The sequence below is a fragment of the Streptococcus peroris ATCC 700780 genome (genome assembly GCF_000187585.1).
In the GTDB taxonomy this organism is placed as follows: domain Bacteria; phylum Bacillota; class Bacilli; order Lactobacillales; family Streptococcaceae; genus Streptococcus; species Streptococcus peroris.
Genome location: NZ_GL732463.1, coordinates 13,037 through 38,880, shown reverse-complemented (window position 1 = coordinate 38,880; position 25,844 = coordinate 13,037). Strand labels below are relative to the sequence as shown.

Here is a 25,844-nt window from a genome sequence, read left to right as displayed (position 1 = left end):
AAATTTTTTGCATGTGAGCATTCTCAACTTAAATATTGAATGTCGTAGCTGTAACTTTTTTTCCATTTGAAACCTTTAATTAGCCCAACCAATGTTCCTATCCCGTAGGCAAAATGGATTGAAAATAACATAGCAGGCATTAACAATAATACTTCGTTTTTATGTTTCAATAAGGCAAGTATCGTCAAAGATGTTACAAGTAAACTATATACTGCAAACAGAAGCACTACAAACAATGGTGAAAAAGGTAGTAACATAGCACTTACCAAAATGCTTAGCACAAAAGCAAAGGGAACATAATGAAAGATTGATAGGCATCTTGGCTTTACATGAGTTGTCAAGCCAATCCATAGACCATTTGAATACTTTTGTTGGAGCATCTTTTTAAATGTTGGTCGAATATATTGATAAGATAAAACATTAGGACTAAATCTTATTTTATATCCGTAATTTCTGATACGGTAATGAAGTTCATTGTCTTCTGTTCTTCCAAGTTGTTCATCGACCAAGCCAACTTGTTCAAAAACTTCTCGACGGTACATACCATGAAAAATAGAAGAAACATATCTGTCTTGAGAACTATTGCGATAATCTGCGATACTGCTTCCAAACATATTTTCTTCAACTATATGTAAAGCTTCTGACCATTTCCCCTCACCTTCAACAAGCGTTGGTCTAGGCCCCCCACAGACATATTCACCCTGATTGATGAGCTCAACATTATTTTTCACAAAATCTTCTGTGACTTTGGAATGGGCATCAATCTTTAAAATAAGGTCTCCGTTAGAGTTCTTAATTCCTAAATTAAAACCACTTGCTTGATTCTTTTTAGGGTTATCATACAATCTAATTGACCTAAATTCAGAGTTCTCAGAAATAAATTTCTGAATAATATCGGTTGTCTTATCCGTAGACATTGCATTGATAAATAAAATTTCAATATTTTCTTTATTGTATGTCTGTCTTTTTAAATCTTCAATTAAGTCCGGTAAGTACTTCTCTTCATTATAAGCACTAATCACAATAGAGACAATTAAATTATCGATTTGTTGAATCACTTACAGTCTCCTAATTATTTTCTGTCACTATTTTATCACAAATTTCCTGACTTTCCTATTTTTATTTGAATACCAGAAAAAAAACTAGTAAATCTCGCAAACTTTTTTCAATGATTTTCCAACTAAGAAGCGAATCTTGTCACGCCATCTTGACATCTATAGGAAAAAAACTTAAAATAAGCTATTATCAAAGTTAGCTTGGAAAGGTTCACATGAAAAAACGTTCTCTCTTTTTTGTTTTAGGAATTGTCTTAATCGGAGCGGTCTTAAGAGCTCCTTTTACAGCTTTACCAACTGTTTTGGGAGATATTGCTCAAGGTTTAGGAGTTGAGGTCAGCTCGCTTGGAGTCTTGACCAGCCTTCCTCTATTGATGTTCGCCCTTTTCTCCTCTGTTGCAACTCGTTTTGCTCAAAAGATTGGGCTAGAACACCTTTTCACCTATAGTCTTCTCATCTTGACTGTAGGTTCAGTAATCCGTATCTTTAATCTTCCATTACTTTATCTAGGAACCTTACTCATCGGAGCAAGTGTTGCTATTTTTAACGTACTTCTTCCTAGCATGATTCAGGCTAACTACCCGCAAAAAATTAGCTTCCTGACAACGGTTTATGTGACAACCATGGGAATCGCGACTGCACTAGCTTCCTACCTCTCTGTACCCATTACTCAGGCAACATCTTGGAAAGGCTTGATTCTCTGCTTATCCTTGGTCTGCCTACTAACTTTATTTGTCTGGCTCCCTAACCAGAGCCACAATCATTTTCTAGAAGGGCAAAAGAAAAAGCAAAAAAAAGAGAATATCCTAAAAAGCAAGCAAGTTTGGGCAATCATTATTTTCGGTGGGCTTCAATCCTTACTCTTCTATACCAGCATGACCTGGTTACCAACAATGGCCATCAGTGCAGGCCTGTCTCATACGAACGCTGGCCTTCTGGCTTCTATCTTTTCATTGATTAGTATCCCCTTCTCCATGACTATTCCAAGTTTAACGACTCGTTTGTCTAATCGTCACCGTCAAATCATGTTAACAGTCATCTCCCTTGCTGGTATGCTTGGAATTGCTATGCTTCTATACTCAAGCAATAGTTTCTTGTACTGGTTAGTAGCGCAGCTCTTGATTGGTACTGCCTGTAGCGCACTTTTCCCTTATCTCATGGTTTGCTTCTCCATCAAAACCAGTTCTCCTGAAAAGACGGCCCAATTATCTGGCCTTGCCCAGACTGGTGGCTACATTCTAGCAGCCTTTGGACCAACTCTCTTTGGTTACAGTTTTGACTTTTTCCATTCTTGGATCCCAGCTGTACTGGCTCTTCTAATTATTGATATCATTATGACAATCGCCCTCTTTATGGTGGATAGAGCTGATAAAATCCTCTAATCTTCTAGTTTTTACTAGGAGATTTTTTATATGTAAAATTTTTATACATATGTCTTGACAGCGCTATCATTTAGTTGTATGATATATGTGTAGAATAATTATATATATAATTTTTATATATTAAAAGGAGGTGCCCCATGTATTTCCCAACATCATCGGCCTTGATTGAATTTCTCATCTTGGCTATCCTAGAGCAAGGGGATTCCTATGGTTATGAAATTAGTCAAACCATTAAACTCATTGCCAAAATCAAGGAATCTACCCTCTACCCCATCCTGAAAAAACTAGAAATCAACCGCTATCTGACTACATACTCTCGCGAATATCAAGGTCGGATGCGGAAGTACTACTCCTTGACAGAAATTGGAGAGGAACAACTGTTTGTCCTTCGAGAGGAATGGACACTCTACACTGACACTATCAACGGCATCATAGAAGGGAGTATTCGCCATGACAAGAACTGAATATTTGAATCAGCTTGAAACCTATCTTATGAAGCTTCCTCAAGCAGATCGCATCGAAGCCATGGACTACTTCAAAGAACTCTTTGATGATGCTGGCCCAGAAAGTGAGGAGGAGCTAATGGCTAGTCTGGGTAGCCCTAAAGAAGCTGCCCATGATATCCTGACTACACTACTTGATAAAAAAATCAATGAAGAGAGTCCCAACAAGAATAACCGTCAAGTTTTACAAATCGCAATCCTTGCACTTCTTGTGGCTCCTATTGGGATTCCTGTGGCAATTGGTCTTATTATGGCTATCATTGGGATTTTTATCGCAGCTGTCAGCGTACTTTTAGCCTTCTTTGCTGTATCTATCAGTGGACTTGTGCTCGGAGCTATTCTCCTATTTGAAAGTTTCTACGTTCTCACCGAGTCTACATCTGCTTTTGTGCTGGTTTTTGGTGGAGGTTTGCTAGCTATTGGAGCTTCATCCCTAGTCTTACTAGCCACTTCCTATGTAGCACGTTTCTTTGGATTACTAGTCCTTCGACTCATCCAATGGATTCTTAATAGAGGAAAGAGAGGTGAAAGACATGCGTAAATGGACAAAAGGATTTCTTATCTTTGGTGTTGTTACTAGTATCATTGGTTTTTCCATGATGATCATCGGGATCCAAACAGATGGTGTCAGAAGCCTCCTTGCAATGTCTCAAAATCCAGTATTTGAAAGTCGAATGGAAGAACTCGTTTTTGATCAAGATATTGAAAATCTAAACATCTCACTAACAGAACATTCGCTCGTCATTACGGAGTCAAACGATGATAAGATTCACCTTCAGTATCATCCAACCATCTCTGAAAAAGAAAATCTTCAACACTCTATCAAAGAGAAAAGTCTTGAAATAACTGACACCAAGTCAACTACACGTCGCTCTATAGGTTCTAGTATCGAGGGTATTCTCTTTATCGCAAGCGGAATTTCTAGCCGCAATGATGAAGTTGTTCTCTCATTACCAAGAGGAAAAGACTTAAAAAATCTAACTGCCCAGGTAAACCATCGTATCCTTTCAATTGCTAATGCAAAACTCAGCAATGCCAAGATTCTGTCAAATGGATATCTCCTTCGTATCACTGATAGCGAGATTAAAAATAGCCAACTAACCACAGTTGGAATTGTCAATGTATTTGAAACCAGTCTAACAGATAGCCGCATCCAAGCAGATCATGAACATATCAAGGCAGACGATATCCAAGTGCATGGTCGTGTGGAATTCGAGGCAAGAAAAGATATCTCACTCGAGTTATCTCAGAAGGAACTTGATCGAATCAATCTTGAATTTTCTGCTGAACATGGTGATATCTATCGTTGGCATCGAGACAGACGTGACATACCTAGGGGAGGTAGTAAAGGTGAAGCATTAGCGAACCCTTACAAAACAGAAAAAAAAGATACGCAAGATCTCCTCGTCGCAAAATCTAATCAAAATATCTATTTCCCATAATAAGATCGCTTGCTTTCTTATAGAAATCATGAATAAAGACAACTAGTAGTTACTACTCAAAAATTAATCAAAAAAAGGGAGGTCTATTATGACTCAAGAATGGTTTGAAAGTGCTGATTTCGAAAAAACAGCCAACAATGATAAAAAAGATAGCCCATCCGACTCAGTTCTCCTTGAAGAAGATTCAGAGACAAGAGACGAGGCGCCAGTAGTTGAGGAAAATCCTCAAGCCAATCCAGAAGATAAGGAAACTAGCGAAGAAACTGTAGAGACTGAAGAACTCGCTGAAAAATCAGAAAAGATAGACGAGTCAGAAGAACCTGTTAAAGAAGCTTCTCAGAAAAGTCAATCTTTGGAAAGCCCGTTTTTACCAGATTCTGTATCTACCAAAACAGCACTATTCGCAGTATTCAAAGAAGAACTGGCTGATCTTTGGTTTTGGCTACAAGGTGCCCTTAAAGAACCGACAACAAGCATTGATACAGATAAAAAACATAGTTATAATACCTTTGCCCTGCTGACTATCTTTTCTGCTCTTAGTTTCTTCTGCGCGATTTATCATATCAAGCATAACTACTACGGCCATATGGCGGCTATCAACTCTCATGTCAGCGAGCAGTTCCCTTCACTGAATCTCTTTTCTATCTTCTCCATCTTGGTAGCGACAAGTTTATTCTTCTTTTCTATCCTTATGGGTGGATTTGTAGTTAAACGTTTTGTCAATCAGGACAATGACTGGACGCTGGAAAAATCCTTGCAAGAGTACAGCAGACTCTTCGCCCTTCCTCTCCTGCTCACAGGTATTGCCAGTTTCTTTGCCTTCTTTAATAGTCTACGCTTTGCGGCTCTTCTTTGCCTCATTAGCATTGGTCTGGTACTTCTTGCCAACCTCTATACCATCTCAAGACCAAGTAAAGATAGCCAAACTGATCCCTTCTATCGCCTTCTTTTGGCATTTCTAGTTAACGGTGGTATCCTATTTCTCTTCTTCCTAGCAGAAATGACTCTAGTTTTTGAATATCTACGAATCCTAGCCTACTTATAAAAAAAGTCCCAGCTATCCCTAGATAGCTGGGATTTTATATCTTGCGGCAAGGTCATAGGAGCGGTCTTGAAATTTCACACAAGAATTATTTACCTGTTCGTTTAGATTTTTTGAAAACTCCTGTAATATTTGAAAATGCACTTTTGGCAAAATGTTCCACTTTACCTTCGACCTTCTGAATGGGCTTTGGAAGATAACTCTTGAAAACATCAAATTGAGCATTAAATAACTTGAAAAAAACCTGTATAGTCATCTTCTTTTGCTCAGATGTCAGACGAGTCATATTATTAACAATGTTAATCATTTGCTTTATTATTGTCAAAAAAAGATAAGTAGTGAGCGGGACTTTTCTCCCGGGTTTTATAACACTACTTATCTTTAAACGTTAATCTACTTATCCTTCGTTTGCTGAAGATACTGTCATTGTAGCAAGGGCGTTATTAAGGGCTGCCAAGTTTGCTTTCTTGGTAGCATTAATGATTAAGAACCAATCGATAATGGTCCAGATACCAAAAGTCAACCATGCCAAAAGCAGTTTTGCAACTCCCAATCCAACGTGACCAATGTAGAAACGATCAACACCAAGAGTTCCTAAGAAAATAGAAAGAATCAAAGCTGTTGTAGGGTTTTTGATGTTTGCAGCAGCGATAACTTGATTTGCTTGTGACTCATCTAGTTGACTTAAACGCTGACGAAGTGAAGGAAGTTGCTCAGATGGAAAGCTCCCAGTATTTGCTGACAAGAACGAATCTGTAAAGTTTGACATCATAATCTCCTCTTCATGTTTTCTTATATTTTAGAGATTTTTCACATCTTTGTCAAGCCTTCTCTATGGTCACCGCCAACTATGACTAGATTTCACTTCCTCTGTCATACTTCCTTTCACTTACATCTCTTTTGTTAGCAGTCTTCTCTAAAAAAATCCTGTCAATTCTTGACAGGATTCTTTCATATGCAAAAGATAAATATACTTAATCTTCCGTAGTTTCTGTTGGTTCTTCAGAAACTTCTACTTTTTCTTCAACGACTTTTGCAGTCGCTGGAGCAGCTGTCATTGTAGCAAGAGCAGTGTTGATAGCCTCAAGGTTTGCCGCTTTTGTAGCGTTCATGATAAGGAACCAGTCAACAACAATCCAAATCCAACTAAAGAAAAGCGAAATTCCCAATGTAACGATAGGTAAAAGCAAAGTAACCAATAACTTCCCAATTCCTAGACCAGTATGACCGATGTAAAAACGGTCAACTCCAAATCCACCTAAGAAGATAGAAAGGATCAAAGCTGTTGTAGGGTTTTTAACGTCTGCAGCTGCAATAACTTGGTTGGCTTGTGAATCATCTAGTTGCGCCAAGCGCTCACGGAGTGATGGAAGTTGTTCTGATGGGAAGTTTGCAGTGTTTGCTGACAAGAATGAGTCTGTAAAGTTTGACATAATAATCTCCTCTTTATGTTTTCTTATATTTTAGACATTTTTTCTCTTCTTGTCAAACTTTCTCTGTATTTTCCACATTTTTTCAATTATTTTCTTATTTTTTCAAGCTCTAATACACTTTGACTAAGAAAAAACAGCCCCTAGGGGCTGTCTATCATTTTAAACAACTTCAGAATGATCTAGGCTCTCACCAATCGCTGCTAGACGCTCGATAACTTGATCCTGCGTCAATTCATGCTCTAAAACGTAACGATTGCGTGGATGAACACGGCACTCGTGCGAGCAACCACGGAGGTACTTGTCTTCATTCTCTTCTGACGTCAAGATACGGCGGTTACAGAAAGGATTTCCACAGTTGACATAACGTTCACATGGTGTACCATCAAACCAATCTTTCCCTACAATGGTTGGATTGACATGGTTGACATCGACTGCAATACGTTCGTCAAAGACGTACATTTTTCCATCCCAAAGTTCCCCTTGAACTTCTGGATCTTTTCCGTAAGTCGCAATTCCTCCATGCAATTGACCGACATCTTTGTAGCCTTCACGAACCATCCAGCCAGAGAACTTCTCACAACGGACTCCACCTGTACAGTAAACTACGACACGTTTATCCATGAATTTTTCCTTGTTATCACGAACCCATTGTGGTAATTCACGGAAGTTGCGGATGTCAGGACGGATAGCACCACGGAAATGGCCAAGGTCGTACTCATAGTCATTACGAGTATCAAGGACCACTGTGTCTTCATCTAGGAGGGCTTCTTTAAATTCTTTTGGTGACAAGTAAGCACCTGTTGTTTCAAGAGGATTGATGTCGTTATCAAAGTTATCATCCTCTAAACCAAGGTGAACGATTTCCTTTTTGTAGCGAACAAACATCTTCTTGAAGGCTTGCTCACTTTCTTCGTCAATCTTGAACCAGAGGTCTTCCATACCTGGAAGGCTGTGAACGTAGTCCATGTATTTTTGCGTTGTTTCGTAGTCACCAGAAACAGTTCCGTTGATCCCTTCGTCAGCGACTAGGATACGGCCCTTGAGGCCAATAGACTTACAGAAAGCCAAGTGGTCTGCAGCAAATTGTTCCGCGTTTTCGATGGGAACATATTTATAGTAAAGTAAAACTCGAATATCTTTTGCCATAACATTCTCTTTTCTAAGATTAAATTATCAGAATTTTTTATTGAACTATACCAGTATACTTCCTCAATAAAGCGAATGCAATTTATTTGACCGAAAATTGAAAACAAGACCATTTTCAGATCTTGTTTCAGATAAATATTCGATGAAGAAAAGTTAACAAAAATGGTAAGGTTGCTACGATATTGTTAAAGGAAAAAAGTTGGGTAAGCCCAACTTTTTATTCACTTTTCTTATCGTCTTTTTTGTTATCGAATTCTTTATATCCCTTCGTCAACAATTCTGATTTCAAACCTTCGTAATCTTGGGTTCCCCAACTGTCAGATACTTTCGAAGCAGTATTCAAATCCAAGTTTCCATCCTTCAATAAGTAAGCATCATAACCGAAATATTTGTAACGGACAGTTGTTGAGTTTGAAGATCCAGAGCTTGCCTTTGTTACTTTATAGACAGTGATTAATGAAATTTTCGCACTTGATTTTTTATCTTCCCCAGGGATAACTTTCAAGTAGCTTCCTTGTGGTTCCAGAGTATAAGTGTTATATGAATCATTTTTGTGTTCTGACTTACTGAAGTCTTCATTTTTCTTCAACAAATCAGCAAAGTTCTTCACATCTTTCAAGTCTTTTAGACCTTCAACTGTCACTTCTACAGTCTTAGAATCTACCATTTTACCAGCCGATTTCAAAGAATTGATATAAGCTTCATTCACTTTCAAAGTGACTTTGTCACCATTTTTCAAATTTTTTGGACGTTCACCATTTTCAAACTCAAAGTATGTTTCGTTCTTAGAATTCTTAGCAATTGAAACTGTACCATAACCGTTAAGTCCAGCAAATGTTACAGGTGTTTCAGTCAACAAATCAGCAGCTGAAACTTTTTCATATTCTTTAAGATTTTCAACTTTAAAGGTTTTCTTTTCAGCCTTAACTGGTGCACTCTTAGAAGTGGTAACGACACTAAAAGTAACCTCGTCTCCATTTTTTAAGCCACTTGTTTTATCAAAGCTATATTGAACACTTCTAATCAAAGCGTCTGCCTTACTATATTTAGTAGCTAATTTTGGATCTCTAGTAACTTCTGAAAAAGTAACAGGATCTTTCTGTGCCAACCCTTCTGCTTGTTTGGAGCTAAAGCCGGCTTTCTTATAAGCTATTTCTTGAAGCTTAGCTGCAACATCCTCACTATTGTAGGTCAATGTTCCAGATTCCTCATAGCCTGAAAACTGTACCTGAACAACATTTAACAGACTCTTAGGTTGAGAATTATATATCTTAAATCCAACAAGTGCAACGATAAGAACAGCTACTGCTGCGAGAGCGCCGATAACAGCAATTTTTTTCTTCTGGAACAAATCTTTTGCTTTTTCCACAAGTTCATTTACATCAAAACCTTTAGTAACTGTATGTGCGGTCACTGTCTCTTTTGCTGGTTCCTCTGCTACAGGTTTAGAAGCTTCAGCAGAAGATGGTGCTTCTTCTTTCTCAACAGAAGGTTCTGGTGTTTCTGACGGTTGCACTTCTTCCTTTACAGTCTCTTCTGTTACTTCCGGAGACTGCAACTCCTCTTTTTCTACCAATTCTTCATTAGTAGAGTGTTCATCAATATTACTCATAATAATCCCCTTTCTTTACCTCATTCTAGCAAAAAAGAACATATTTGTAAATCTCCACCATATCTTTATACATTCTTTTAACTTTCAGGTAACATTTCTAAATTTAGCTAATGAACGGGTGGAGAAGGAACCTTTAGTAACTGTCTTATAAAATCTTATCAAAGTTTTCCACAAATTGTGAATAACTTTCAATTTTTTGAAAATGATTCTCAAACTTTTTCAGATAGTCTTTCCATTATGACTCTCTATAATTTACAATAGAAAAAAGCAAGATCCCTTGTTTTATCAAGATTTATACTAGCTTATTTCTCTCATGTAGTTCTTAAATTTATTGCTCCCTTCCAAAAAAGCTATTAATAAAGTTTCATTTTTTTATTAGCTAGTTATGCACAGGTTGTGAATAACACTTTTACAATTTCGGCCTTTAGTTTCTACCTGTTAGCTAGATAGTTCACTTTTGTCTTTCCCTAATAGAAAAATCCCCTTGAACAATATTATTCAAAGGGGATTTCTTTTTGTCTAATAGTCTATTTTCTATTTAGCTTCGTACCAAGTCACACCTTCATTCTCATCAGCAATCAGTGGCACACTGAGTTGAATGGCTTCTTCCATGGTTTGTTTGACGAGTTTTTTGATAGCGGCTAATTCTGACTTAGGCACTTCGAGAACAATTTCATCGTGTACTTGTAACAGCATCTTAGTCTGATAACCACCCTCTACCAATGCTTTATCCAGTTGTATCATAGCGATTTTGAGAATATCTGCAGCCGATCCTTGGATAGGTGAGTTGATGGCTGTACGTTCCGCAAAACCACGAATGTTAAAGTTACGTGAATTGATATCTGGCAACTCACGGCGACGTTTGAAGAGTGTCTCTACATAACCCTTATCACGCGCTTCACGCACTACTTCATCCATATAGTTTTTGATACCTGGAAAGCGTTCAAAGTAGGTATCAATGTAAGCCTTAGCATCTTTACGGCTGATGCCCAGATTATTCGATAAACCAAAGTCTGAAATTCCGTAAACCACTCCAAAGTTGACAGCCTTGGCATTGCGACGGTCATTTGGAGTCACATCCTCAGGACGTTCAATTCCAAAGACACGCATGGCTGTCGAGGTATGGATATCAGCTCCCTCTTGGAAAGCTTTGATCAAGTGCTCATCTTTAGAGATATGGGCCAAAACTCGCAACTCAATCTGTGAATAGTCAGAGCTGAGAAGGACACTATCCTCCCACTCTGGCACGAAAGCCTTACGAATGAGGCGACCTTGTTCCAAGCGAACAGGAATATTTTGCAAGTTTGGATCGACACTAGACAGGCGCCCTGTCTGAGTCAAATCCTGCATATAGCGCGTGTGAATCTTGCCATCCGCTAAAATCCAATCCTGCAAACCAATCACATAAGTCGATTGAATCTTAGCAATCTGACGATAATCTAAAATTTTCTTGACGATTGGGGCAATAGGAGCTAGGCGCTCTAACACATCCACTGCTGTTGAATAACCTGTCTTTGTTTTCTTGGTGTATTCTATAGGGAGACCTAGCTTTTCAAAAAGTAGTTCGCCCAACTGTTTAGGTGAGTTGATATTAAACTCCTCACCAGCCAATTCATAAATCTCTTGAGTTAGCTTTTCAATGACAAGCTCATTTTCAGCCTGCATTTCAAGTAGGGTCTCTTTTTTAACTTTAATCCCAGCGATTTCCATCTTGGCAAGAACAAAAGCCAGAGGTTGCTCCATCTCATAGAGAAGGTCCAATTGTCCGTTTTCGCATAATTTTTCAAGCAAGACAGGCTCTGTCTCAACCAATACAGCAACTTTACGAGCCAAGTGCTCCAAGAAAGTTTCTCTCTCTGGGATAGCTTTCTTAACACCCTTACCGTAGAAGGTTTCATCATCGACTAGGTAAGTTTGACCATAGAGATTAGCAATGGTTGAAATTTCATTATTCTCTACAGTAGAGAGAAGGTATTTGGCCAAGCGACTGTCAAAAGCAGGAGCCTGCAAGTCCAAACCAAAGCGATTTAAGAGAACTTTAGCTTTCTTAAAATCATAAACTTTCAGAGGTGTTTTTTCTAGAAAATCCTTAAGAATCGGATCCTGCAGAAGTTCCAACTTATCTGTAGCATAGAGCTTGTCTCCACAAGACCAAGCAAAACCAACCAAATCATCTGTATGGTAGTTTTCGCCAAAGAGTTCAAAGTGGAAGATAGAGTCTGCGCTCAGCATGTCTTGACTGACTTGGTCAACAATAGTGAAATTCAAGCTCTCTGGCGCATCCGTTGACGAAATATTTAGAGCTTGTTTGAGCTGTTTGAAACCCATCTCATCGTAGAATTTCCCGAGATTTTCCACATCAGGACCACTATAAACCAAATCATCCAGTCCAATCTCAATCGGTGCTTTCGTATCAATGGTAGCCAGTGTTTTAGACAGGAAGGCCTGTTCCTTGTCATTGACAAGATTTTCCTTCATCTTGGAAGCCTTCATGCTATCAATATTTTCATAAATGCCTTCAAGTGAGCCATGTTCAAGCAAAAGCTTAATACCTGTCTTTTCACCAATCTTAGTTACGCCAGGGATATTATCCGACTTATCTCCCATGAGAGCCTTAAGATCGATAAATTGAGTTGGTGTGATGCCCATCTTTTCCATGAGATAATCCGGTGTAAATGCCTCAAACTCAGCTACACCTTTCTTGGAAATCTCAACCACCGTATGTTCATCCGTCAACTGAATTAAATCCTTGTCTCCACTGACGATAGTTACATCAAAAGATTCCTTTTCAGCCAAGCGACCCAAGGTACCAATGATATCATCTGCTTCATACTGGGCCAACTCATAATGGCGAATCCCCAGATGGTCTAGCAACTCACGGATAAAAGGAAATTGCTCCCGAAACTCATCCGGAGTCTTGGCACGACCACCCTTATAATCTGCATACATCTCTGTACGGAAAGTCGTCTTCCCCGCATCAAAAGCAACCAATATATGACTCGGTTGAATACGCTCCAACAGATGATTTAGCATCAGGTGAAAACCGTAGATTGCATTGGTATGAAGTCCATTGTCATTTTTAAAACGATCCAGTTGCTGATAAAGCGCAAAGAATGCTCTGAAAGCAACTGAAGAACCGTCAATTAGTAATAATTTTTTCTTGTCCATACACCCATTATAAAGGAAAGCAGGGAAAAATACCATTGCTAAGAGTTAGATTATAGGAGAAGGCTTATTGAGTTGATTTTTCTACTCGCGCACCGTTACTGTCGACTTGGAAACCATCTATTGTCGTATCTACTGCCAATTCTCCAGATGCGTTTACGTAATAATATTTCCCTGAAACCTGGAACCACTGACTAGACTTCATAGCACCTGAGCTTTCGAGGTAATACCAAATGCCCTTATCCTTTAACCATCCCGTCTGCATTTCTCCAGATGATTTCAAGTAGTACCACTTAGATCCGTCTTTTAGCCATCCTGTTCTCATGGCACCACTTGTTTGGAAATAGTACCAACTTCCGTCTATTTTTTTCCAACCAAGAGCCACTTTGTCATTTTCATAGTAGTACCAAGTTGTTCCCTGTTTTTCCCATCCATTCTTAGAGATTGCAGTTTTGGTTAACGGGATATAGCGTCTATTCCCACTTCGTGAGATATAGCTAATCCATTTATACCCATCCTTTTCAAGAGTTTGATCATAATGAACACTCATTCCAGGCTCATAGTAGTCGATAATAGTAGATGTTAATGATGGCTGATCCATAATAGCGGCTTTTTCTGTAAAGTAATGAGTCCCACTAGAAGCTGGTGTCGATTGATAATTCTCAACGCTAGTGTTCCCCACATCTTTAAAATGAATGAAACCAGTCATAGAACTTGCTTTTACTGTTCTACGATGATACGTTTCTGTATAATCGTAATTGTACTCCTCAATTTCAACCATGTCTCCAATCACGTTAGAAACCCAAGCTACGTGACCATACGATCCCCTTGTGCTCCATGCAATAGATCCAATCGCTGGCTTCTGATCCACACGATATCCTTCTCTTTGAGCTCGGTAACCCCATTCCTTAGCATGCCCATAAGCAGCAGGTAGTTCAAATCCATTTACACTACTTAATCGAAAAGCAGCGAAAGATGTACATTGTCTAGAGTATAGACGCCACTTATCAATTTCCTGATTTCCATTTTTATAATAATAGGGATAATCATCTCCACGCGCCAATGATCCATTGTTTCCCTGATTGGCATGAACAGTGCCTCCGCCAAACAGTAAAGTACCTGCTAGCAATAGTGAAGCTGTTCCCACTGTCGTTCTCTTAAGAAAAGTTTTCTTTTTACTAAATGTCATTTATTCTCCTTCGAATAGATAAATTTCTGAGGTTGGCCTCACTTATCTTATTCGAAAGAAAAAGAAAAAAGCGAGAATATTTCCCACTTTCAATCTTAATCCAAATAGTGAATCAAATTCTTTTCTGTTAGAATATCTGAATACGTGAAGGATTCAACATAAACATTCGCTTGTTTGTCCCCCTCAATATTCCCAAATTCAACGATAAAGAGCGATGGATAAACTTCAATGAGTCTTCCCAAACGATTCTTTTGGCGTTTACGACCATTTTCTAAGGTCATCTCCACAACTTTTCCTTCATGCGCCTTGATTTCTTCCTTGATTTTTTTCATCTTGGCCACATCTGTAAATGCATCTGTCATCTTTGTTCCTCTCTCCTTGAAATACTTGAAAATTTATTATACTCTTTTTGGAAAATCAATTCTACCGTTCCACGTGCACCACTACGGTTTTTCTCGATAATAACTTCCACTTTATTCTTAGGAAGATTTCCCTCTTCTTCTCCGCCACGGTCATAATAGTCATCACGATAGAGAAAAGCTACAATATCTGCATCTTGCTCGATAGATCCAGACTCACGAATATCTGACAATACAGGCCTCTTATCTTGACGTTGTTCTACACTACGTGACAACTGACTAAGGGCAATCACAGGTACCTTGAGTTCCTTTGCTAAGATTTTCAACTGACGTGAAATTTCAGAAACTTCTTGTTGACGATTTTCACGACCTGTCCCGGTGATTAGCTGCAGGTAGTCAATTAAAATCAGACCTAAATTGCCAGTTTCCTGGGACAGCTTACGTGCGCGTGACCGAATCTCTGTAATTCGAATCCCTGGAGTATCGTCAATATAAATACTAGCGTTAGCGAGGTTTCCTTGAGCAATGGTATATTTACGCCATTCCTCTTCTGTTAGTTGACCTGTTCGGATTGAATGAGACTCCACCAGACCTTCAGCAGCTAGCATACGGTCGACTAGACTCTCAGCCCCCATCTCAAGAGAGAAAATGGCAACCGTCTTGTCTAACTTAGTTCCAATATTTTGGGCAATATTCAAGGCAAAAGCAGTCTTCCCTACCGCGGGACGAGCAGCAAGAATAATCAACTCCTCCTCGTGCAATCCAGTTGTCATATGATCCAAATCTTGATAACCAGTTGCAAGCCCTGTAATATCCGAAGTTTGTTGTGAACGAGCTTCTAAATTCCCAAAGTTAACGTTCAAAACATCTCGAATACTTCTAAAACCGTTCCGATTAACATTCTCACTAACATCAATCAAGCCTTTTTCTGCACTCGCAATAATTTCATCTACAGGGTTAGAAGCTTCGTAAGCTTGGTTTACCGATTCAGTTAACTTGGCAATCAAACGGCGTAACATAGCCTTCTCTGCTACAATCTTTGCATAATACTCAGCGTTAGCAGAGGTCGGTACAGAGTTGATAATCTCAACAAGGTAGGATAGCCCGCCAATATTTTGTAAATCACCTTGATTATCTAAAATCGTACGAACAGTTGTTGCATCAATGGCTTCTCCACGATCTGATAAATCAACCATAGCTTGAAAAATCAAACGGTGAGCATACTTAAAGAAGTCTCGAGAGTCTATATATTCTCGAACAAATACGAGTTTACTCTCATCGATAAATATAGCTCCCAATACAGATTGTTCTGCCAAAATATCCTGGGGCTGAACTCGTAGTTCCTCTACTTCTGCCATCAGATTTCCCTTCCTTTTACAAAAACTTTATTCAAACCTTGACTAGCCTTCTATTACACGAAGATTGATGACGCTAGTTACATCCTGATAAATTTTTACAGGAACATCAATCAAGCCTACTGCTCGAATTGGAGACTGAACTTGGATATGACGTTTATCAATTTTGATTCCAAATTGCTTTTGAAGTTCTTCTGCAATTTTCTTGCTAGTAATTGAACCAAAAGTTCTTCCATCTGGACCAACTTTTTCAACAAACTCAACGATTGTTTCTTCTGCTTCAAGTTTTTCCTTAATTTCTTGTGCTTCTGCAAGAAGTTGAGCATGCGCTTTTTCCTCAGATTTTTGTTTACCACGCAACTCGCCAATAGCTTGAGTTGTCGCTTCCTTAGCAAGATTTTTTTTAATCAAAAAGTTTTGCGCATAGCCTGTTGGTACTTCCTTGATTTCGCCTTTTTTCCCTTTACCTTTTACATCTGCTAAAAAGATTACTTTCATTCTTCGGTCTCCTTTGCTCTAAGTTCATTTGAAATAACGGTTTTCAATTTATCGCCCGCTTCTTGTAGACTCATATCTGTAAGTCGGGCAGCTGCCAAGTTGAAGTGGCCTCCGCCACCCAATTCTTCCATAATCCGTTGCACATTGATCTTACTTCGACTTCGTGCAGAAATGGAAATATCCCCTTGGCTGTTCTTTGCAATGACAAAACTAGCTTCAATCCCTGACATAGCCAGCATAGTGTCAGCTGCTTTACTAATCACTACAGTATCATACTCCTTATCATCCTTGGCCTGAGCCACAAGAATCGAAGGTTGTACAGCCTGTCCTTGCAAGATGAGTTCATTCACCAATCGATACTCTTCAAAGTCAGTCGCTGCAAGTTCCTGGATGACAACACTATCGCTACCACGTGTTCTTAGATAACTTGCAACGTCAAAGGTCCGACTTGTCACACGAGACGTGAAATTCTTGGTATCTAACATCATACCACCCATCAGAACACTTGCCTGAATACGACTTAAGCGTGATTTCTTAGAGTTTTGGAATTGAAGCAACTCTGTTACAAGCTCGCTCGCGCTACTAGCTCCACTCTCAATATAGGTAATAACAGCATTTTCTGGGAAATCCTGATCTCGTCTGTGGTGGTCAATAATAATGGTTTGTGTAAATAAATCATAAAAATTTTTTGACAAGGTCAAAGCCGTCTTAGAATGGTCCACCATCACTAGCAAGGAACGATTAGTGACCATTTCTATAGCCTGATTTAGAGGGAGGAGTTTTGTAACCCCCTCATTCTCTAGAAATTGAATGGCTCGATGAATGTCCGGAGACATTTGTTCAGCATCGTAGACTACATAACTTTCATCCAAGATGTTACTAGCGAATAATTGCATACCAACCGCGGAACCTAGAGCATCCATGTCTAAGTTTTTATGGCCAACAACGAATACACGATCAACACTCCTCAATTTCTCAGAGATCGCCGTCATCATCGCTCTAGTACGTGTTCTTGTACGCTTAATGGAGGCAGCAGAACCACCACCAAAATAAATTGGATTCTTCGTTTCGTCATTTTCTTTTACAACGACTTGGTCTCCACCACGTACTTCTGCAAGGTTGAGATTTGATAAGGCAACCTTACCAATACCCTCATGATCGCCATCACCGTATGATAATCCCATACTCATGGTCAATGGTAAATCTCTCTGTTTAGCTTCTTCACGGAAGGTATCAATTACAGAAAATTTGTCCTGCATCAATTGTTCCAATACCGTATAGTCAGTAAACAGGTAAAAACGATCCATGGTCACTCTACGAGAGAACATCTGATATTTTCCAGTAAATTTTGCGACAAAATTTGCAACAAAACTATTGATATGACTAATATCTGAATCAGATGTTTCATCTTCTAAATCATCATAATTATCAATGGAGATAACTCCAATGACCGGACGACTAGTAACCAATTCTACTGTAGCTTCGTACTCTCCAGAAACATCAAAAAAGTAGAGCACACCAGATTTATTATCTAGGTGCACCGCATAACGTTTCTCTCCCACATTAGCATAGATACCAGGCGAAGATATCGCCGTTTTAAAGATTTCTTGAACTTGAGAATGGTTGATTTCTCCATCTTCCGTTGTCAGCATTAACTCCGCATAAGGATTGAACCATTCAATCTCACTGCTTTCCATGTTTAGTTTCACAACTCCAACAGGCATCTGTTCTAAAAGTAAACTTAAACTATCCTCTGCCTGATGGTTTATGTACTGAATTTGTTCTATTTCTGTTTTTTGATAGCATTTCTTTTGGAAATAAAAAAGCAATAGAAAAGCAATCATCAATAAAAATAAGCATACAATTGTGACTAGATTATTTTGAAGAAAAACAACCACTATAGTCATGATTAAAAAGGTAATCACAACTAATAGGTATATAAAAAAGGGATTCATTTCATTTTTTTTCATTACAAACCTCTTGCACATTATTATACCATATTTGTACTTAAAAAGCGACCTTTAAAGAAGGAATAGCACTTGTACCCGTATGTAGCACCATCAACACAAAAGGTGGTTTACACTAGTGTAAACCACCTTTTTAGACTAACCAAACTGTTGATTATGATTCTTTCACTTCAAGAAGACCAATATCTCCATCTTCTCGTCGATAAATAACATTAGTTGTTTCATCTTCAACATCAATGTAAATAAAGAAGTCATGACCCAATAAGTCCATCTGAAGAAGCGCTTCTTCGAGGTCCATTGGTTTTAAATCAATTTGTTTTGAACGAACAACCTTAGGTTGAGCAACATCTGTCTCTTCTACCACGGCATCTGTAAACAATTGGCTAGTAGAAACTTTGTTTCTGTTCTTACGTTCAATTTTTGTTTTATTTTTACGAATTTGACGTTCAATCTTATCTGTTACCAAATCAATTGATCCATACATATCTTGAGAAACATCTTCTGCACGAAGAGTAATAGAGCCGAGTGGAATTGTTACTTCAACTTTAGCGGTTTTTCCGCGGTATACTTTCAAATTCACACGCGCATCTAATTCTTGTCCTTCTTGGAAATACTTTTCGATTTTTTCGAGTTTAGAAACTACATAATCACGAATTGCTTCAGTTACTTCTAGGTTTTCACCACGGATACTATATTTAATCATATCAGTACCTTCTTTCTAAGCATATTTGTTTTTCTATTCTATTATAACGCTTTCAAATGGTTATTGCAATCTTTTTCCTCATCTTACGAGGGAAAATGTCCTAACCTCCTCGGCCCCTCTATCTTCAAATAGTTTTTTTACACGGTTAATAGTCGCCCCAGTAGTATAAATATCATCAACCAATAGAATCTTCTTTGGAATCGTAACTCCATCTTTAATAAAAAATGGAAGTTCGGTTGTCAACCGTTCTGAACGGTTTTTTGAAGAGCTTGCTAACTCTTCATTTTTTCCTAATAAATCCCAATAGGAGAGCCCTGCCGCTTCTACCAAGCCCTCGACCTGATTGAACCCTCTTTTGGAGAACCTTCCAGGACTCAAAGGTATTATAATCATTTGAAATTCTTTGTACTTTCTCAATTTTTCCCTTAAAATCGATGCGAAAATTTTTCTAAGAATATAGTCTCCATCAAACTTATAACGACTAAAGTAATCCTTCATGGCTTGATTATAAGTAAAAATTGCTTCATGGCTTACGTCAATCCCTGCTTTACACCAAAATTGACAGTCTTGACACATAGTTGACACTCCTACCTTATGACAATTTGGGCAATGTTCCTCCCCAATCTTTTCAAAACTTGAAGAACAAGTAAAACAGAGTGAGGTCTCCTCCTTTTTCAATAAAAGAAGATTTCTAAAGGTTTGATTGTTTTTTAAATGTTGCCCACATAGTAAACAAGTCATAGTCCCGCCTCCTTGTTCATCAGCTTAATTTCCTTTATAGCCTTCTTAATCGAACCATTTAATCCATCATGAAAGAAAATTAAATCTCCAGTTGGTCTATCTATACTACGCCCAACTCGCCCTCCAATTTGAATTAAACTCGATTTTGTAAAGAGACGATGATTGGCTTCAACGACACATACATCCACACAAGGAAAGGTAACTCCTCGTTCCAATATAGTTGTACTTATTAAAATCGTTAATTTCCTATCCCTAAAAGCTTGAACTTGTTCTAATCGATCTTCTGTTACCGAAGAAACGAAGCCAATTTTCTCCTTTGGAAATTGCTCCTGCAAGATCTCTTTTAATTTTTCTCCTTTCTTAATCTCCGATGCAAACACGAGTAAGGGATAACCGGTTTTTCGTTGTTTTTCAATATAGTTTTTTAATCTGGGAGGTAAACGATGTTTATCCAAGTAGCTATTCAATGCGGATAACCAGACCGGTTTGGGAATAATTAAGGGGTTGCCATGAAATCGCCTTGGTAGGCTTAACCTTTTCAACTCTCCTAAGCGAACCTTTTTGTCCAACTCGTCTGTAGAAGTTGCTGTAAGAAATATACTGAGGCCATCCTCCTTTACACAATTCTTTACAGCTTTGTAAAGCATTTTATTGTCAACATAGGGGAAAGCATCTACCTCATCTACTATTAATAAATCAAAAGCCTGGTAGAACTTTAACAGCTGGTGAGTCGTTGCAATAACTAGGGGTGTCCTAAAATATGGCTCAGACTCACCATGTAAAAGTGCGATGTCACAGGTAAAATCATTCTGTAGTCGCTTATATAACTCTAAACAAACATCTATCCGTGGACTCGCCAAGCAAACTGCACCACCATCATTAATGACTTTCGCCACAACTTGATAAATCATCTCTGTCTTTCCTGCGCCAGTCACAGCATGAACTAGAGTCGGTTGCTTACTTTCTAGAGCTTGAAGTAAACCTTCTGATACCTTCGCTTGAAATGGAGTTAATCGCCCCTGCCATTTTAGAACATCTTGCCTAGGAAATACTTCCTGCGGAAAATGATATAATGCTTGATCACTCCGAACTCGTTTCATCAATAAACATTCTCGACAGTAATAAGCATCAAGCGGCAAAAACCATTCCTCCTGAATCAAACTATCACAACGTTGACAAATAAGTTTCCCCTTCTCTTTTCTCATACTTGGTAGTTTGACTGCTAATTCACGTTCTTCTACACTTAATTCTTGTTCAGTAAAAAGTCGGCCTAAATAATTTGAATTTGTTTTCATACTTCTCTATTCGTAAAATCTAGAACTTTATCCTATTTTTTAGTACAATAAAATCATGGAATGTAAAACGATTAAAGAGGACGGACAAGTCCAAGAAGAAATCAAAAAATCGCGCTTTATTTGCCATGCAAAGCGTGTCTACAGTGAAGAAGAAGCTCGAGCTTTCATCACTGCTATTAAAAAAGAGCATTATAAAGCGACCCACAACTGCTCTGCTTTTATTATTGGAGAGCGTAGTGAAATCAAACGAACTAGTGACGATGGAGAACCAAGTGGTACTGCTGGTGTACCAATGCTAGGAGTTCTAGAAAATCACGATTTAACCAATGTCTGTGTAGTTGTTACTCGATATTTTGGTGGTATCAAACTTGGAGCCGGTGGTCTTATTCGCGCTTATGCAGGTAGTGTTGCTCTTGCTGTCAAGGAAATTGGAATTGTTGAAATTAAGGAACAAGCAGGAATTCAAATTCAAATGAGCTACGCTCAGTATCAAGAATATGGCAATTTCCTTAAAGAACATCATCTTATGGAACTTGAAACTAATTTTACCGATCAAGTTGAGACGACGATCTTTGTTGACAAAGAAGATAAAGAGAATACTAAAGCCTCCCTTATCGAATTTTACAATGGTAAAGTTACTTTAATAGACCAAGGTCTACGAGAAATCGAAGTTCCTATCCAAATAAACTAGGAAATACCAAAGATATAAAAAAATCCTATCACCTTGATAGGATTTCTATATTTTACAAATACTGTTGCTAGCGTTATACTAGTATCATCTTAGATAAAGAGGTAGAATTATGACTATTTATAACAATATCACAGAATTGATTGGACAAACACCAATTGTCAAATTAAACAACATCGTACCTGAAGGTGCAGCAGACGTCTACGTAAAACTAGAAGCGTTTAATCCTGGTTCTTCTGTCAAAGACCGTATCGCTCTTAGCATGATTGAAAAAGCAGAGCAAGACGGAAAACTCAAACCAGGTTCTACTATTGTAGAAGCAACTAGTGGAAATACCGGTATCGGTCTTTCATGGGTTGGTGCTGCTAAAGGTTACAAGGTTGTCATCGTTATGCCTGAAACTATGAGTGTTGAACGCCGTAAAATCATTCAAGCCTACGGTGCAGAACTAGTCCTCACTCCAGGTAGCGAAGGAATGAAAGGTGCTATTGCTAAGGCTCAAGAAATTGCAGCAGAACGTGATGGTTTCCTACCACTTCAATTTAACAATCCTGCTAATCCAGAGGTTCACGAAAGAACAACAGGTGCTGAAATTCTAGCAGCTTTCGGTGCAGATGGATTAGATGCCTTTGTTGGCGGTGTTGGTACTGGAGGAACAGTTTCAGGTGTTTCACACGCTCTAAAAAAAGCAAATCCAAATATTCAAGTATATGCCGTTGAAGCAGACGAATCTGCTATCCTATCTGGCGAAAAACCTGGACCACACAAGATTCAAGGAATTTCAGCTGGATTTATCCCAGACACACTCGATACAAAAGCCTATGATGGTATCGTCCGCGTAACATCTGCACAAGCTCTAGAACTTGGTCGTCACATCGGTGGTCAAGAAGGTTTCTTAGTAGGTATTTCTTCTGCCGCAGCTATCTATGCTGCCATTGAAGTTGCTAAAAAACTTGGAGCAGGTAAAAAAGTCCTTGCCCTCGCACCAGATAATGGAGAACGTTATTTATCTACAGCTCTTTATGAATTTGAAGTGTAGTCTCCTAAAACTCTAAATAAAAAAGCAACATGACTAGCATGTTGCTTTTTCTTATATTTTATTTTTAATGACTGCTAATACATCTGCAACACTATGGAGATTATCGATTTCCTCATCACTGATTTCAATTCCAAATTCTTCCTCAATCGTCAGGATAAATTCCATTAAATCTACAGAATCAGCATCCAAATCATCCTTCAAACTCAAGTTTTCGGTTACGATAAAATCTTCCCCTTTGCGTTCCTGGATAATCGTAACAACACGGTCAAAAATTTCTTTTTCTGTCATATTTATTCTCCTTATTCCTCTGAAAATTCACGCGCAGTCTGAGCAACTACATCTGTCTCAAGCATGGTATGAATCTGACGAATCGTACTGTATACAGCCTTGGCGTCACTTGAGCCATGAGTCTTGACTACTGGTGCCTTAACACCAAACAGAACCGCACCCCCAACATCTGAATAGTTGAGCTGTTTTTTCAAACCTCTGAGGTTGTCCTTAAGAAGGAAAGCCCCTAGTTTGGCTCTAAGGCCACCGCCTGCAATGGCATTTTTGAGTAAGCCCATAATTCCCATAGCCGTTCCTTCAATCGCTTTTAAAACAGCGTTTCCCGTGAAACCATCGGTTACGACAACATCAGCAACACCATCCATCAGGTCACGCGCTTCCACGTTTCCAACAAAGTTTAGATGTTCGTCCGCAGCTAGTAGGTCGTAGGCTTCCTTACGGAGTGGGTCTCCCTTGCTACTTTCTGTACCATTATTCAGTAACCCTACACGGGGATTTTCCACTCCACGAACATTGCTGGCATAGAAGGAACCTAAAATTGCATATTGATGGAGGTGATGAGCTGTATTTTCAGCATTAGCTCCGAGATCCAGCATATCAAATCCTTTACCATCAACTGTTGGTAGTGTTGACATAAGACCTGGTCGATCGATATTCTTGATACGACCAACGATGAAAAATCCTGCCGCTAACAAGGCACCGGTATTCCCTGCAGAAAGAACAGCATCTGCCTCTCCATCTTTGACAGCCTTAGCTGCCAATACCATGCTGGCATTTTTCTTCTTGCGGATAGCCTTTGTAGGTTCATCGTCAGAGTCGATTTTCTCATCCGTATGAATAATACTAACACGCTCTGTAGCTGTTAGATATTGCTTGATTTTACTTTCGTCTCCGTAAAGTTGAACTTCAATATCTGGAAAGTCAGCAAGAGCTTGATTGACACCCTCTACAATAGCTTGTGGTGCGTAGTCACCACCCATTGCATCTACTGCGATTTTTTTCATTTGTCTTCCTCTTTTAGTAATTGGCCCCAGTCTCCTAGGGAATCGATAAATTTCTTTGATTTTAAGTGAATTCCGACGTATTCCTCATAGAGTTGATCTATAAATTTCCGTAATTCTTGTTTGATTTCTGATTTGAGCGAAATGGTTTCGAGAGTTTCAAAGTCAATAGCCTGAAATTGATTGAGCAGATAAGGAATATTGGGATTTAAATGACATCGTTTCTCATCTTCATGGTAATGATCGGGACAAAGGCAACCCCCGTATTTGAAGGAGAAGTCAAAGGCTTGCCCCACACGATGACAAAAGGTACACTCATTAAAGTTGAGACTAATCCCAAAACGGGTCAAGAGTTGAATTTCAAAAATATTGGTCAAAACTTGATAGTCTAAGCCCTCTTCCATCAGCTCCAAAACCTTTTGCAAAAAAGCAAACAAGGGAGCATCCTCGTGATTATCTTGCAAACTTGCATCTGCCAAGGCTGCAACATAAGTCGCATAGGCCATAACAAAAAGATCACTATTAATCTTTGGAAATGTCATCACTTCACGATAGTCCTCGATATAGCTAAGACCATCATCGTTGACTTTCATGAGAAAGCGCGCTAACACCAAGGGCTGTATAACAGGAGCTAACTTTGTTTGCCCAGCATGTTTCACAAAAAACATGCGTTTCCCTGCCTGCTCTGTGAAGATTTTGACAAGCTTATCATCCTCTCGAAAATTTCGATTGTAGAGCACTAAACCTCGGCTCGTAATAGACTGGATCATACTTCTCTCATGTACTCTTCAAGTCGCTTCATAGCTTCTCTGATGGTTTCCATGCTAGCTGCATAAGAGATGCGAACATAGCCTTCTCCATAGCGCCCAAAAGCAGCACCCGGGATAAAGGCAACCGCCTTCTTCTGCGCAAAATCTTTCAGAAAAGCAAATGAATCTTGATTGTAGCCCGCTGGAATCTTGGCAAAGATATAAAAGGCACCATCAGGTTTGATAATCTCAAAACCAAGGTTCGTCATCTTCTCGATAATGTAGTCTCGACGTTGAATATATTCCTTCTTCATCGGTTCTGCATCATTCTTACCAGCTGTTAGTGCTTCTACTGCTGCATGCTGAGTCATCGTGTTTGCAGCAGTCACCAAATATTGATGACTCTTGATTAACTGGGCTGTAAAGTTTGCTGGTGCAAAGATAAAACCTAAACGCCAACCGGTCATGGCATGAGACTTAGATAGACCGTTGATGATAATAGCTTGATCTCTCAGCATAGTGCCCAGAGATACATGATTTTCACCAGTATAAGTCAATTCTGAGTAGACCTCATCACAGACAACGAAAATCTCATACTTGCGTAGTACTGCCGCTAAAGCCTCCAACTGCTCACGACTGTAGGTAATCCCTGTCGGATTGGCTGGATAGTTGAGAATGACAGCCTTAAGCTTGTCCCCTTGCTCCAGAATTGCTTTTTCAAGCATTTCCGGAGTCAATACAAAACCATTCTCAGTAGTGTCAATCTCAACAACCTCTGCACCAACTAGATTAACTATTGGCTCATAGCCAGGATAGGCAGGAGCTGGCAAGAGCACCTTATCTCCTTCCTCCAAAATAGCTGTCAGAGTAGCTGATAGAGCCTCTGTCGCACCAATTGTGACCAAAATCTCATTTTCAGGAGCATAGTCTAATTGGTATTTCTCTCTTACAAAATCACTAGCTGCCTGACGCAAAGTCAGCAAGCCACTCATTCCGGTATAGTAGGATTGATTCTGATCGATTGCTCTTTTTGCTGCTTCCTTGACATGTTCTGGAGTCGTAAAATCAGGTTCCCCTAAAGTCAATCGTAAGACTCCAGGAATTGTTGAAATAGCCTGATCAAACTGACGAATCAAAGAAACTTGAATCTTGTCTAACTGTTTGTTAAAGCGCTTAGTTAAGTCCATTGATA

General features: G+C 39.0%; 26 protein-coding genes. 7 read left to right on the top strand and 19 right to left on the bottom strand.

What is annotated here, in order from left to right; genetic code table 11:
* Positions 1-23 precede the first annotated feature (23 nt).
* Positions 24-1,058, bottom strand: coding sequence for a glycosyltransferase family 2 protein (locus HMPREF9180_RS02055; protein WP_006144645.1), 1,035 nt, complete (start codon positions 1,056-1,058; stop codon positions 24-26).
* 212 nt (positions 1,059-1,270) lie between these two features.
* Between HMPREF9180_RS02055 and HMPREF9180_RS02050 the strand changes: the two genes are divergently transcribed.
* The 5 genes from HMPREF9180_RS02050 (at position 1,271) to HMPREF9180_RS02030 (ending at position 5,427) form a co-directional block, all read left to right on the top strand.
* Positions 1,271-2,437 carry a CynX/NimT family MFS transporter gene (locus tag HMPREF9180_RS02050; RefSeq protein WP_006144644.1) on the top strand — a complete coding sequence of 389 codons (1,167 nt, stop codon included), beginning with the start codon at positions 1,271-1,273 and terminating at the stop codon, positions 2,435-2,437.
* A 137-nt stretch (positions 2,438-2,574) separates the two neighbouring features.
* Positions 2,575-2,901, top strand: coding sequence for a PadR family transcriptional regulator (locus HMPREF9180_RS02045; RefSeq protein WP_006144643.1), 327 nt, complete (start codon positions 2,575-2,577; stop codon positions 2,899-2,901).
* Positions 2,888-3,481 carry a DUF1700 domain-containing protein gene (locus HMPREF9180_RS02040; RefSeq protein WP_006144642.1) on the top strand — a complete coding sequence of 198 codons (594 nt, stop codon included), beginning with the start codon at positions 2,888-2,890 and terminating at the stop codon, positions 3,479-3,481. The genes HMPREF9180_RS02045 and HMPREF9180_RS02040 overlap by 14 nt, the downstream gene beginning before the upstream one ends.
* Positions 3,474-4,382: a DUF4097 family beta strand repeat-containing protein gene (locus tag HMPREF9180_RS02035; protein WP_025168558.1), complete on the top strand. Its 909-nt coding sequence runs from the start codon at positions 3,474-3,476 to the stop codon at positions 4,380-4,382. Before HMPREF9180_RS02040 ends, HMPREF9180_RS02035 begins: the two co-directional genes overlap by 8 nt.
* Positions 4,383-4,470: 88 nt before the next feature.
* The gene (locus tag HMPREF9180_RS02030) at positions 4,471-5,427 is read left to right on the top strand and encodes a DUF6574 domain-containing protein (protein WP_006144640.1); all 957 of its coding nucleotides are present in this window, start codon (positions 4,471-4,473) and stop codon (positions 5,425-5,427) included.
* 85 nt (positions 5,428-5,512) lie between these two features.
* Here HMPREF9180_RS02030 and HMPREF9180_RS10250 read toward each other — a convergent pair whose 3' ends face one another.
* From HMPREF9180_RS10250 to HMPREF9180_RS01965, 14 genes are all read right to left on the bottom strand, one after another.
* Positions 5,513-5,731: a hypothetical protein gene (locus HMPREF9180_RS10250; protein WP_006144639.1), complete on the bottom strand. Its 219-nt coding sequence runs from the start codon at positions 5,729-5,731 to the stop codon at positions 5,513-5,515.
* Positions 5,732-5,821: 90 nt separating this feature from the next.
* On the bottom strand, positions 5,822-6,193 hold the full coding sequence (locus HMPREF9180_RS02025; RefSeq protein ID WP_025168557.1) for a TM2 domain-containing protein: 372 nt from the start codon (positions 6,191-6,193) through the stop codon (positions 5,822-5,824).
* A gap of 205 nt (positions 6,194-6,398) precedes the next feature.
* Positions 6,399-6,857, bottom strand: a complete 459-nt coding sequence (locus tag HMPREF9180_RS02020) for a TM2 domain-containing protein (RefSeq protein WP_006144637.1) — start codon at positions 6,855-6,857, stop codon at positions 6,399-6,401.
* A gap of 159 nt (positions 6,858-7,016) precedes the next feature.
* Positions 7,017-8,003, bottom strand: a complete 987-nt coding sequence (trhO, locus tag HMPREF9180_RS02015; protein ID WP_006144636.1) for an oxygen-dependent tRNA uridine(34) hydroxylase TrhO — start codon at positions 8,001-8,003, stop codon at positions 7,017-7,019.
* A gap of 217 nt (positions 8,004-8,220) precedes the next feature.
* A complete protein-coding gene (locus HMPREF9180_RS02010) occupies positions 8,221-9,615 on the bottom strand; it encodes a hypothetical protein (protein WP_006144635.1) in 1,395 nt (464 codons plus the stop codon).
* Between the two features lie 534 nt (positions 9,616-10,149).
* Positions 10,150-12,783 (bottom strand): DNA polymerase I, encoded by a 2,634-nt coding sequence (gene polA, locus HMPREF9180_RS02005; RefSeq protein ID WP_025168556.1) that lies wholly within the window; start codon positions 12,781-12,783, stop codon positions 10,150-10,152.
* A gap of 64 nt (positions 12,784-12,847) precedes the next feature.
* A complete protein-coding gene (locus HMPREF9180_RS02000; protein WP_006144633.1) occupies positions 12,848-13,969 on the bottom strand; it encodes an SH3 domain-containing protein in 1,122 nt (373 codons plus the stop codon).
* Between the two features lie 95 nt (positions 13,970-14,064).
* Entirely contained in the window at positions 14,065-14,331 is a 267-nt protein-coding gene (locus HMPREF9180_RS01995; protein WP_006144632.1) for a Veg family protein, read from the bottom strand.
* Positions 14,328-15,686, bottom strand: a complete 1,359-nt coding sequence (gene dnaB / locus HMPREF9180_RS01990) for a replicative DNA helicase (RefSeq protein ID WP_006144631.1) — start codon at positions 15,684-15,686, stop codon at positions 14,328-14,330. The genes HMPREF9180_RS01995 and dnaB overlap by 4 nt, the downstream gene beginning before the upstream one ends.
* Positions 15,687-15,728: 42 nt before the next feature.
* Entirely contained in the window at positions 15,729-16,181 is a 453-nt protein-coding gene (gene rplI, locus HMPREF9180_RS01985) for a 50S ribosomal protein L9 (protein ID WP_006144630.1), read from the bottom strand.
* Positions 16,178-18,151, bottom strand: coding sequence for a DHH family phosphoesterase (locus HMPREF9180_RS01980; RefSeq protein ID WP_025168555.1), 1,974 nt, complete (start codon positions 18,149-18,151; stop codon positions 16,178-16,180). The genes rplI and HMPREF9180_RS01980 overlap by 4 nt, the downstream gene beginning before the upstream one ends.
* A gap of 151 nt (positions 18,152-18,302) precedes the next feature.
* Positions 18,303-18,851, bottom strand: a complete 549-nt coding sequence (gene hpf / locus HMPREF9180_RS01975; protein ID WP_006144626.1) for a ribosome hibernation-promoting factor, HPF/YfiA family — start codon at positions 18,849-18,851, stop codon at positions 18,303-18,305.
* A gap of 78 nt (positions 18,852-18,929) precedes the next feature.
* Positions 18,930-19,592, bottom strand: coding sequence for a ComF family protein (locus tag HMPREF9180_RS01970; protein WP_006144624.1), 663 nt, complete (start codon positions 19,590-19,592; stop codon positions 18,930-18,932).
* Entirely contained in the window at positions 19,589-20,887 is a 1,299-nt protein-coding gene (locus HMPREF9180_RS01965; RefSeq protein ID WP_006144623.1) for an ATP-dependent helicase ComFA, read from the bottom strand. The genes HMPREF9180_RS01970 and HMPREF9180_RS01965 overlap by 4 nt, the downstream gene beginning before the upstream one ends.
* A 55-nt stretch (positions 20,888-20,942) precedes the next feature.
* Between HMPREF9180_RS01965 and HMPREF9180_RS01960 the strand changes: the two genes are divergently transcribed.
* Together HMPREF9180_RS01960 and cysK are read left to right on the top strand one after the other, a co-directional pair.
* Positions 20,943-21,578 carry a YigZ family protein gene (locus tag HMPREF9180_RS01960; RefSeq protein WP_006144619.1) on the top strand — a complete coding sequence of 212 codons (636 nt, stop codon included), beginning with the start codon at positions 20,943-20,945 and terminating at the stop codon, positions 21,576-21,578.
* A 109-nt stretch (positions 21,579-21,687) separates the two neighbouring features.
* Positions 21,688-22,614 carry a cysteine synthase A gene (cysK, locus tag HMPREF9180_RS01955; RefSeq protein ID WP_006144618.1) on the top strand — a complete coding sequence of 309 codons (927 nt, stop codon included), beginning with the start codon at positions 21,688-21,690 and terminating at the stop codon, positions 22,612-22,614.
* Positions 22,615-22,665: 51 nt separating this feature from the next.
* Here cysK and HMPREF9180_RS01950 read toward each other — a convergent pair whose 3' ends face one another.
* Genes HMPREF9180_RS01950 through HMPREF9180_RS01935 form a run of 4 tightly spaced genes read right to left on the bottom strand, consistent with a single transcriptional unit; the run spans position 22,666 to position 25,839 of the window.
* A complete protein-coding gene (locus HMPREF9180_RS01950) occupies positions 22,666-22,902 on the bottom strand; it encodes an acyl carrier protein (protein WP_006144617.1) in 237 nt (78 codons plus the stop codon).
* 11 nt (positions 22,903-22,913) lie between these two features.
* Positions 22,914-23,906, bottom strand: coding sequence for a phosphate acyltransferase PlsX (gene plsX, locus HMPREF9180_RS01945; protein ID WP_006144616.1), 993 nt, complete (start codon positions 23,904-23,906; stop codon positions 22,914-22,916).
* Complete coding sequence (recO, locus tag HMPREF9180_RS01940) at positions 23,903-24,673, bottom strand: DNA repair protein RecO (RefSeq protein ID WP_006144614.1); 771 nt, start codon at positions 24,671-24,673, stop codon at positions 23,903-23,905. Before recO ends, plsX begins: the two co-directional genes overlap by 4 nt.
* A complete protein-coding gene (locus HMPREF9180_RS01935; protein WP_006144613.1) occupies positions 24,670-25,839 on the bottom strand; it encodes a pyridoxal phosphate-dependent aminotransferase in 1,170 nt (389 codons plus the stop codon). The genes recO and HMPREF9180_RS01935 overlap by 4 nt, the downstream gene beginning before the upstream one ends.
* Between the last annotated feature and the right edge of the window lie 5 nt (positions 25,840-25,844).

Bases quoted from the DNA above. Each gene is read 5' to 3' on its own strand.
- HMPREF9180_RS02050 (WP_006144644.1), top strand. From the start codon at position 1,271: ATGAAAAAACGTTCTCTCTTTTTTGTTTTAGGAATTGTCTTAATCGGA.
- HMPREF9180_RS02045 (WP_006144643.1), top strand. From the start codon at position 2,575: ATGTATTTCCCAACATCATCGGCCTTGATTGAATTTCTCATCTTGGCT.
- hpf (WP_006144626.1), bottom strand. From the start codon at position 18,851: ATGATTAAATATAGTATCCGTGGTGAAAACCTAGAAGTAACTGAAGCA.
- plsX (WP_006144616.1), bottom strand. From the start codon at position 23,906: ATGAAAAAAATCGCAGTAGATGCAATGGGTGGTGACTACGCACCACAA.
- HMPREF9180_RS01935 (WP_006144613.1), bottom strand. From the start codon at position 25,839: ATGGACTTAACTAAGCGCTTTAACAAACAGTTAGACAAGATTCAAGTT.
- HMPREF9180_RS01950 (WP_006144617.1), bottom strand. From the start codon at position 22,902: ATGACAGAAAAAGAAATTTTTGACCGTGTTGTTACGATTATCCAGGAA.
- HMPREF9180_RS01980 (WP_025168555.1), bottom strand. From the start codon at position 18,151: ATGAAAAAAAATGAAATGAATCCCTTTTTTATATACCTATTAGTTGTG.
- HMPREF9180_RS01965 (WP_006144623.1), bottom strand. From the start codon at position 20,887: ATGAAAACAAATTCAAATTATTTAGGCCGACTTTTTACTGAACAAGAA.
- HMPREF9180_RS02035 (WP_025168558.1), top strand. From the start codon at position 3,474: ATGCGTAAATGGACAAAAGGATTTCTTATCTTTGGTGTTGTTACTAGT.
- dnaB (WP_006144631.1), bottom strand. From the start codon at position 15,686: ATGGCAGAAGTAGAGGAACTACGAGTTCAGCCCCAGGATATTTTGGCA.
- HMPREF9180_RS02010 (WP_006144635.1), bottom strand. From the start codon at position 9,615: ATGAGTAATATTGATGAACACTCTACTAATGAAGAATTGGTAGAAAAA.
- HMPREF9180_RS02030 (WP_006144640.1), top strand. From the start codon at position 4,471: ATGACTCAAGAATGGTTTGAAAGTGCTGATTTCGAAAAAACAGCCAAC.
- trhO (WP_006144636.1), bottom strand. From the start codon at position 8,003: ATGGCAAAAGATATTCGAGTTTTACTTTACTATAAATATGTTCCCATC.
- HMPREF9180_RS10250 (WP_006144639.1), bottom strand. From the start codon at position 5,731: ATGATTAACATTGTTAATAATATGACTCGTCTGACATCTGAGCAAAAG.
- recO (WP_006144614.1), bottom strand. From the start codon at position 24,673: ATGATCCAGTCTATTACGAGCCGAGGTTTAGTGCTCTACAATCGAAAT.
- polA (WP_025168556.1), bottom strand. From the start codon at position 12,783: ATGGACAAGAAAAAATTATTACTAATTGACGGTTCTTCAGTTGCTTTC.
- HMPREF9180_RS02025 (WP_025168557.1), bottom strand. From the start codon at position 6,193: ATGTCAAACTTTACAGATTCGTTCTTGTCAGCAAATACTGGGAGCTTT.
- HMPREF9180_RS02020 (WP_006144637.1), bottom strand. From the start codon at position 6,857: ATGTCAAACTTTACAGACTCATTCTTGTCAGCAAACACTGCAAACTTC.
- HMPREF9180_RS01960 (WP_006144619.1), top strand. From the start codon at position 20,943: ATGGAATGTAAAACGATTAAAGAGGACGGACAAGTCCAAGAAGAAATC.
- cysK (WP_006144618.1), top strand. From the start codon at position 21,688: ATGACTATTTATAACAATATCACAGAATTGATTGGACAAACACCAATT.
- HMPREF9180_RS01970 (WP_006144624.1), bottom strand. From the start codon at position 19,592: ATGACTTGTTTACTATGTGGGCAACATTTAAAAAACAATCAAACCTTT.
- HMPREF9180_RS02040 (WP_006144642.1), top strand. From the start codon at position 2,888: ATGACAAGAACTGAATATTTGAATCAGCTTGAAACCTATCTTATGAAG.
- rplI (WP_006144630.1), bottom strand. From the start codon at position 16,181: ATGAAAGTAATCTTTTTAGCAGATGTAAAAGGTAAAGGGAAAAAAGGC.
- HMPREF9180_RS02000 (WP_006144633.1), bottom strand. From the start codon at position 13,969: ATGACATTTAGTAAAAAGAAAACTTTTCTTAAGAGAACGACAGTGGGA.
- HMPREF9180_RS01995 (WP_006144632.1), bottom strand. From the start codon at position 14,331: ATGACAGATGCATTTACAGATGTGGCCAAGATGAAAAAAATCAAGGAA.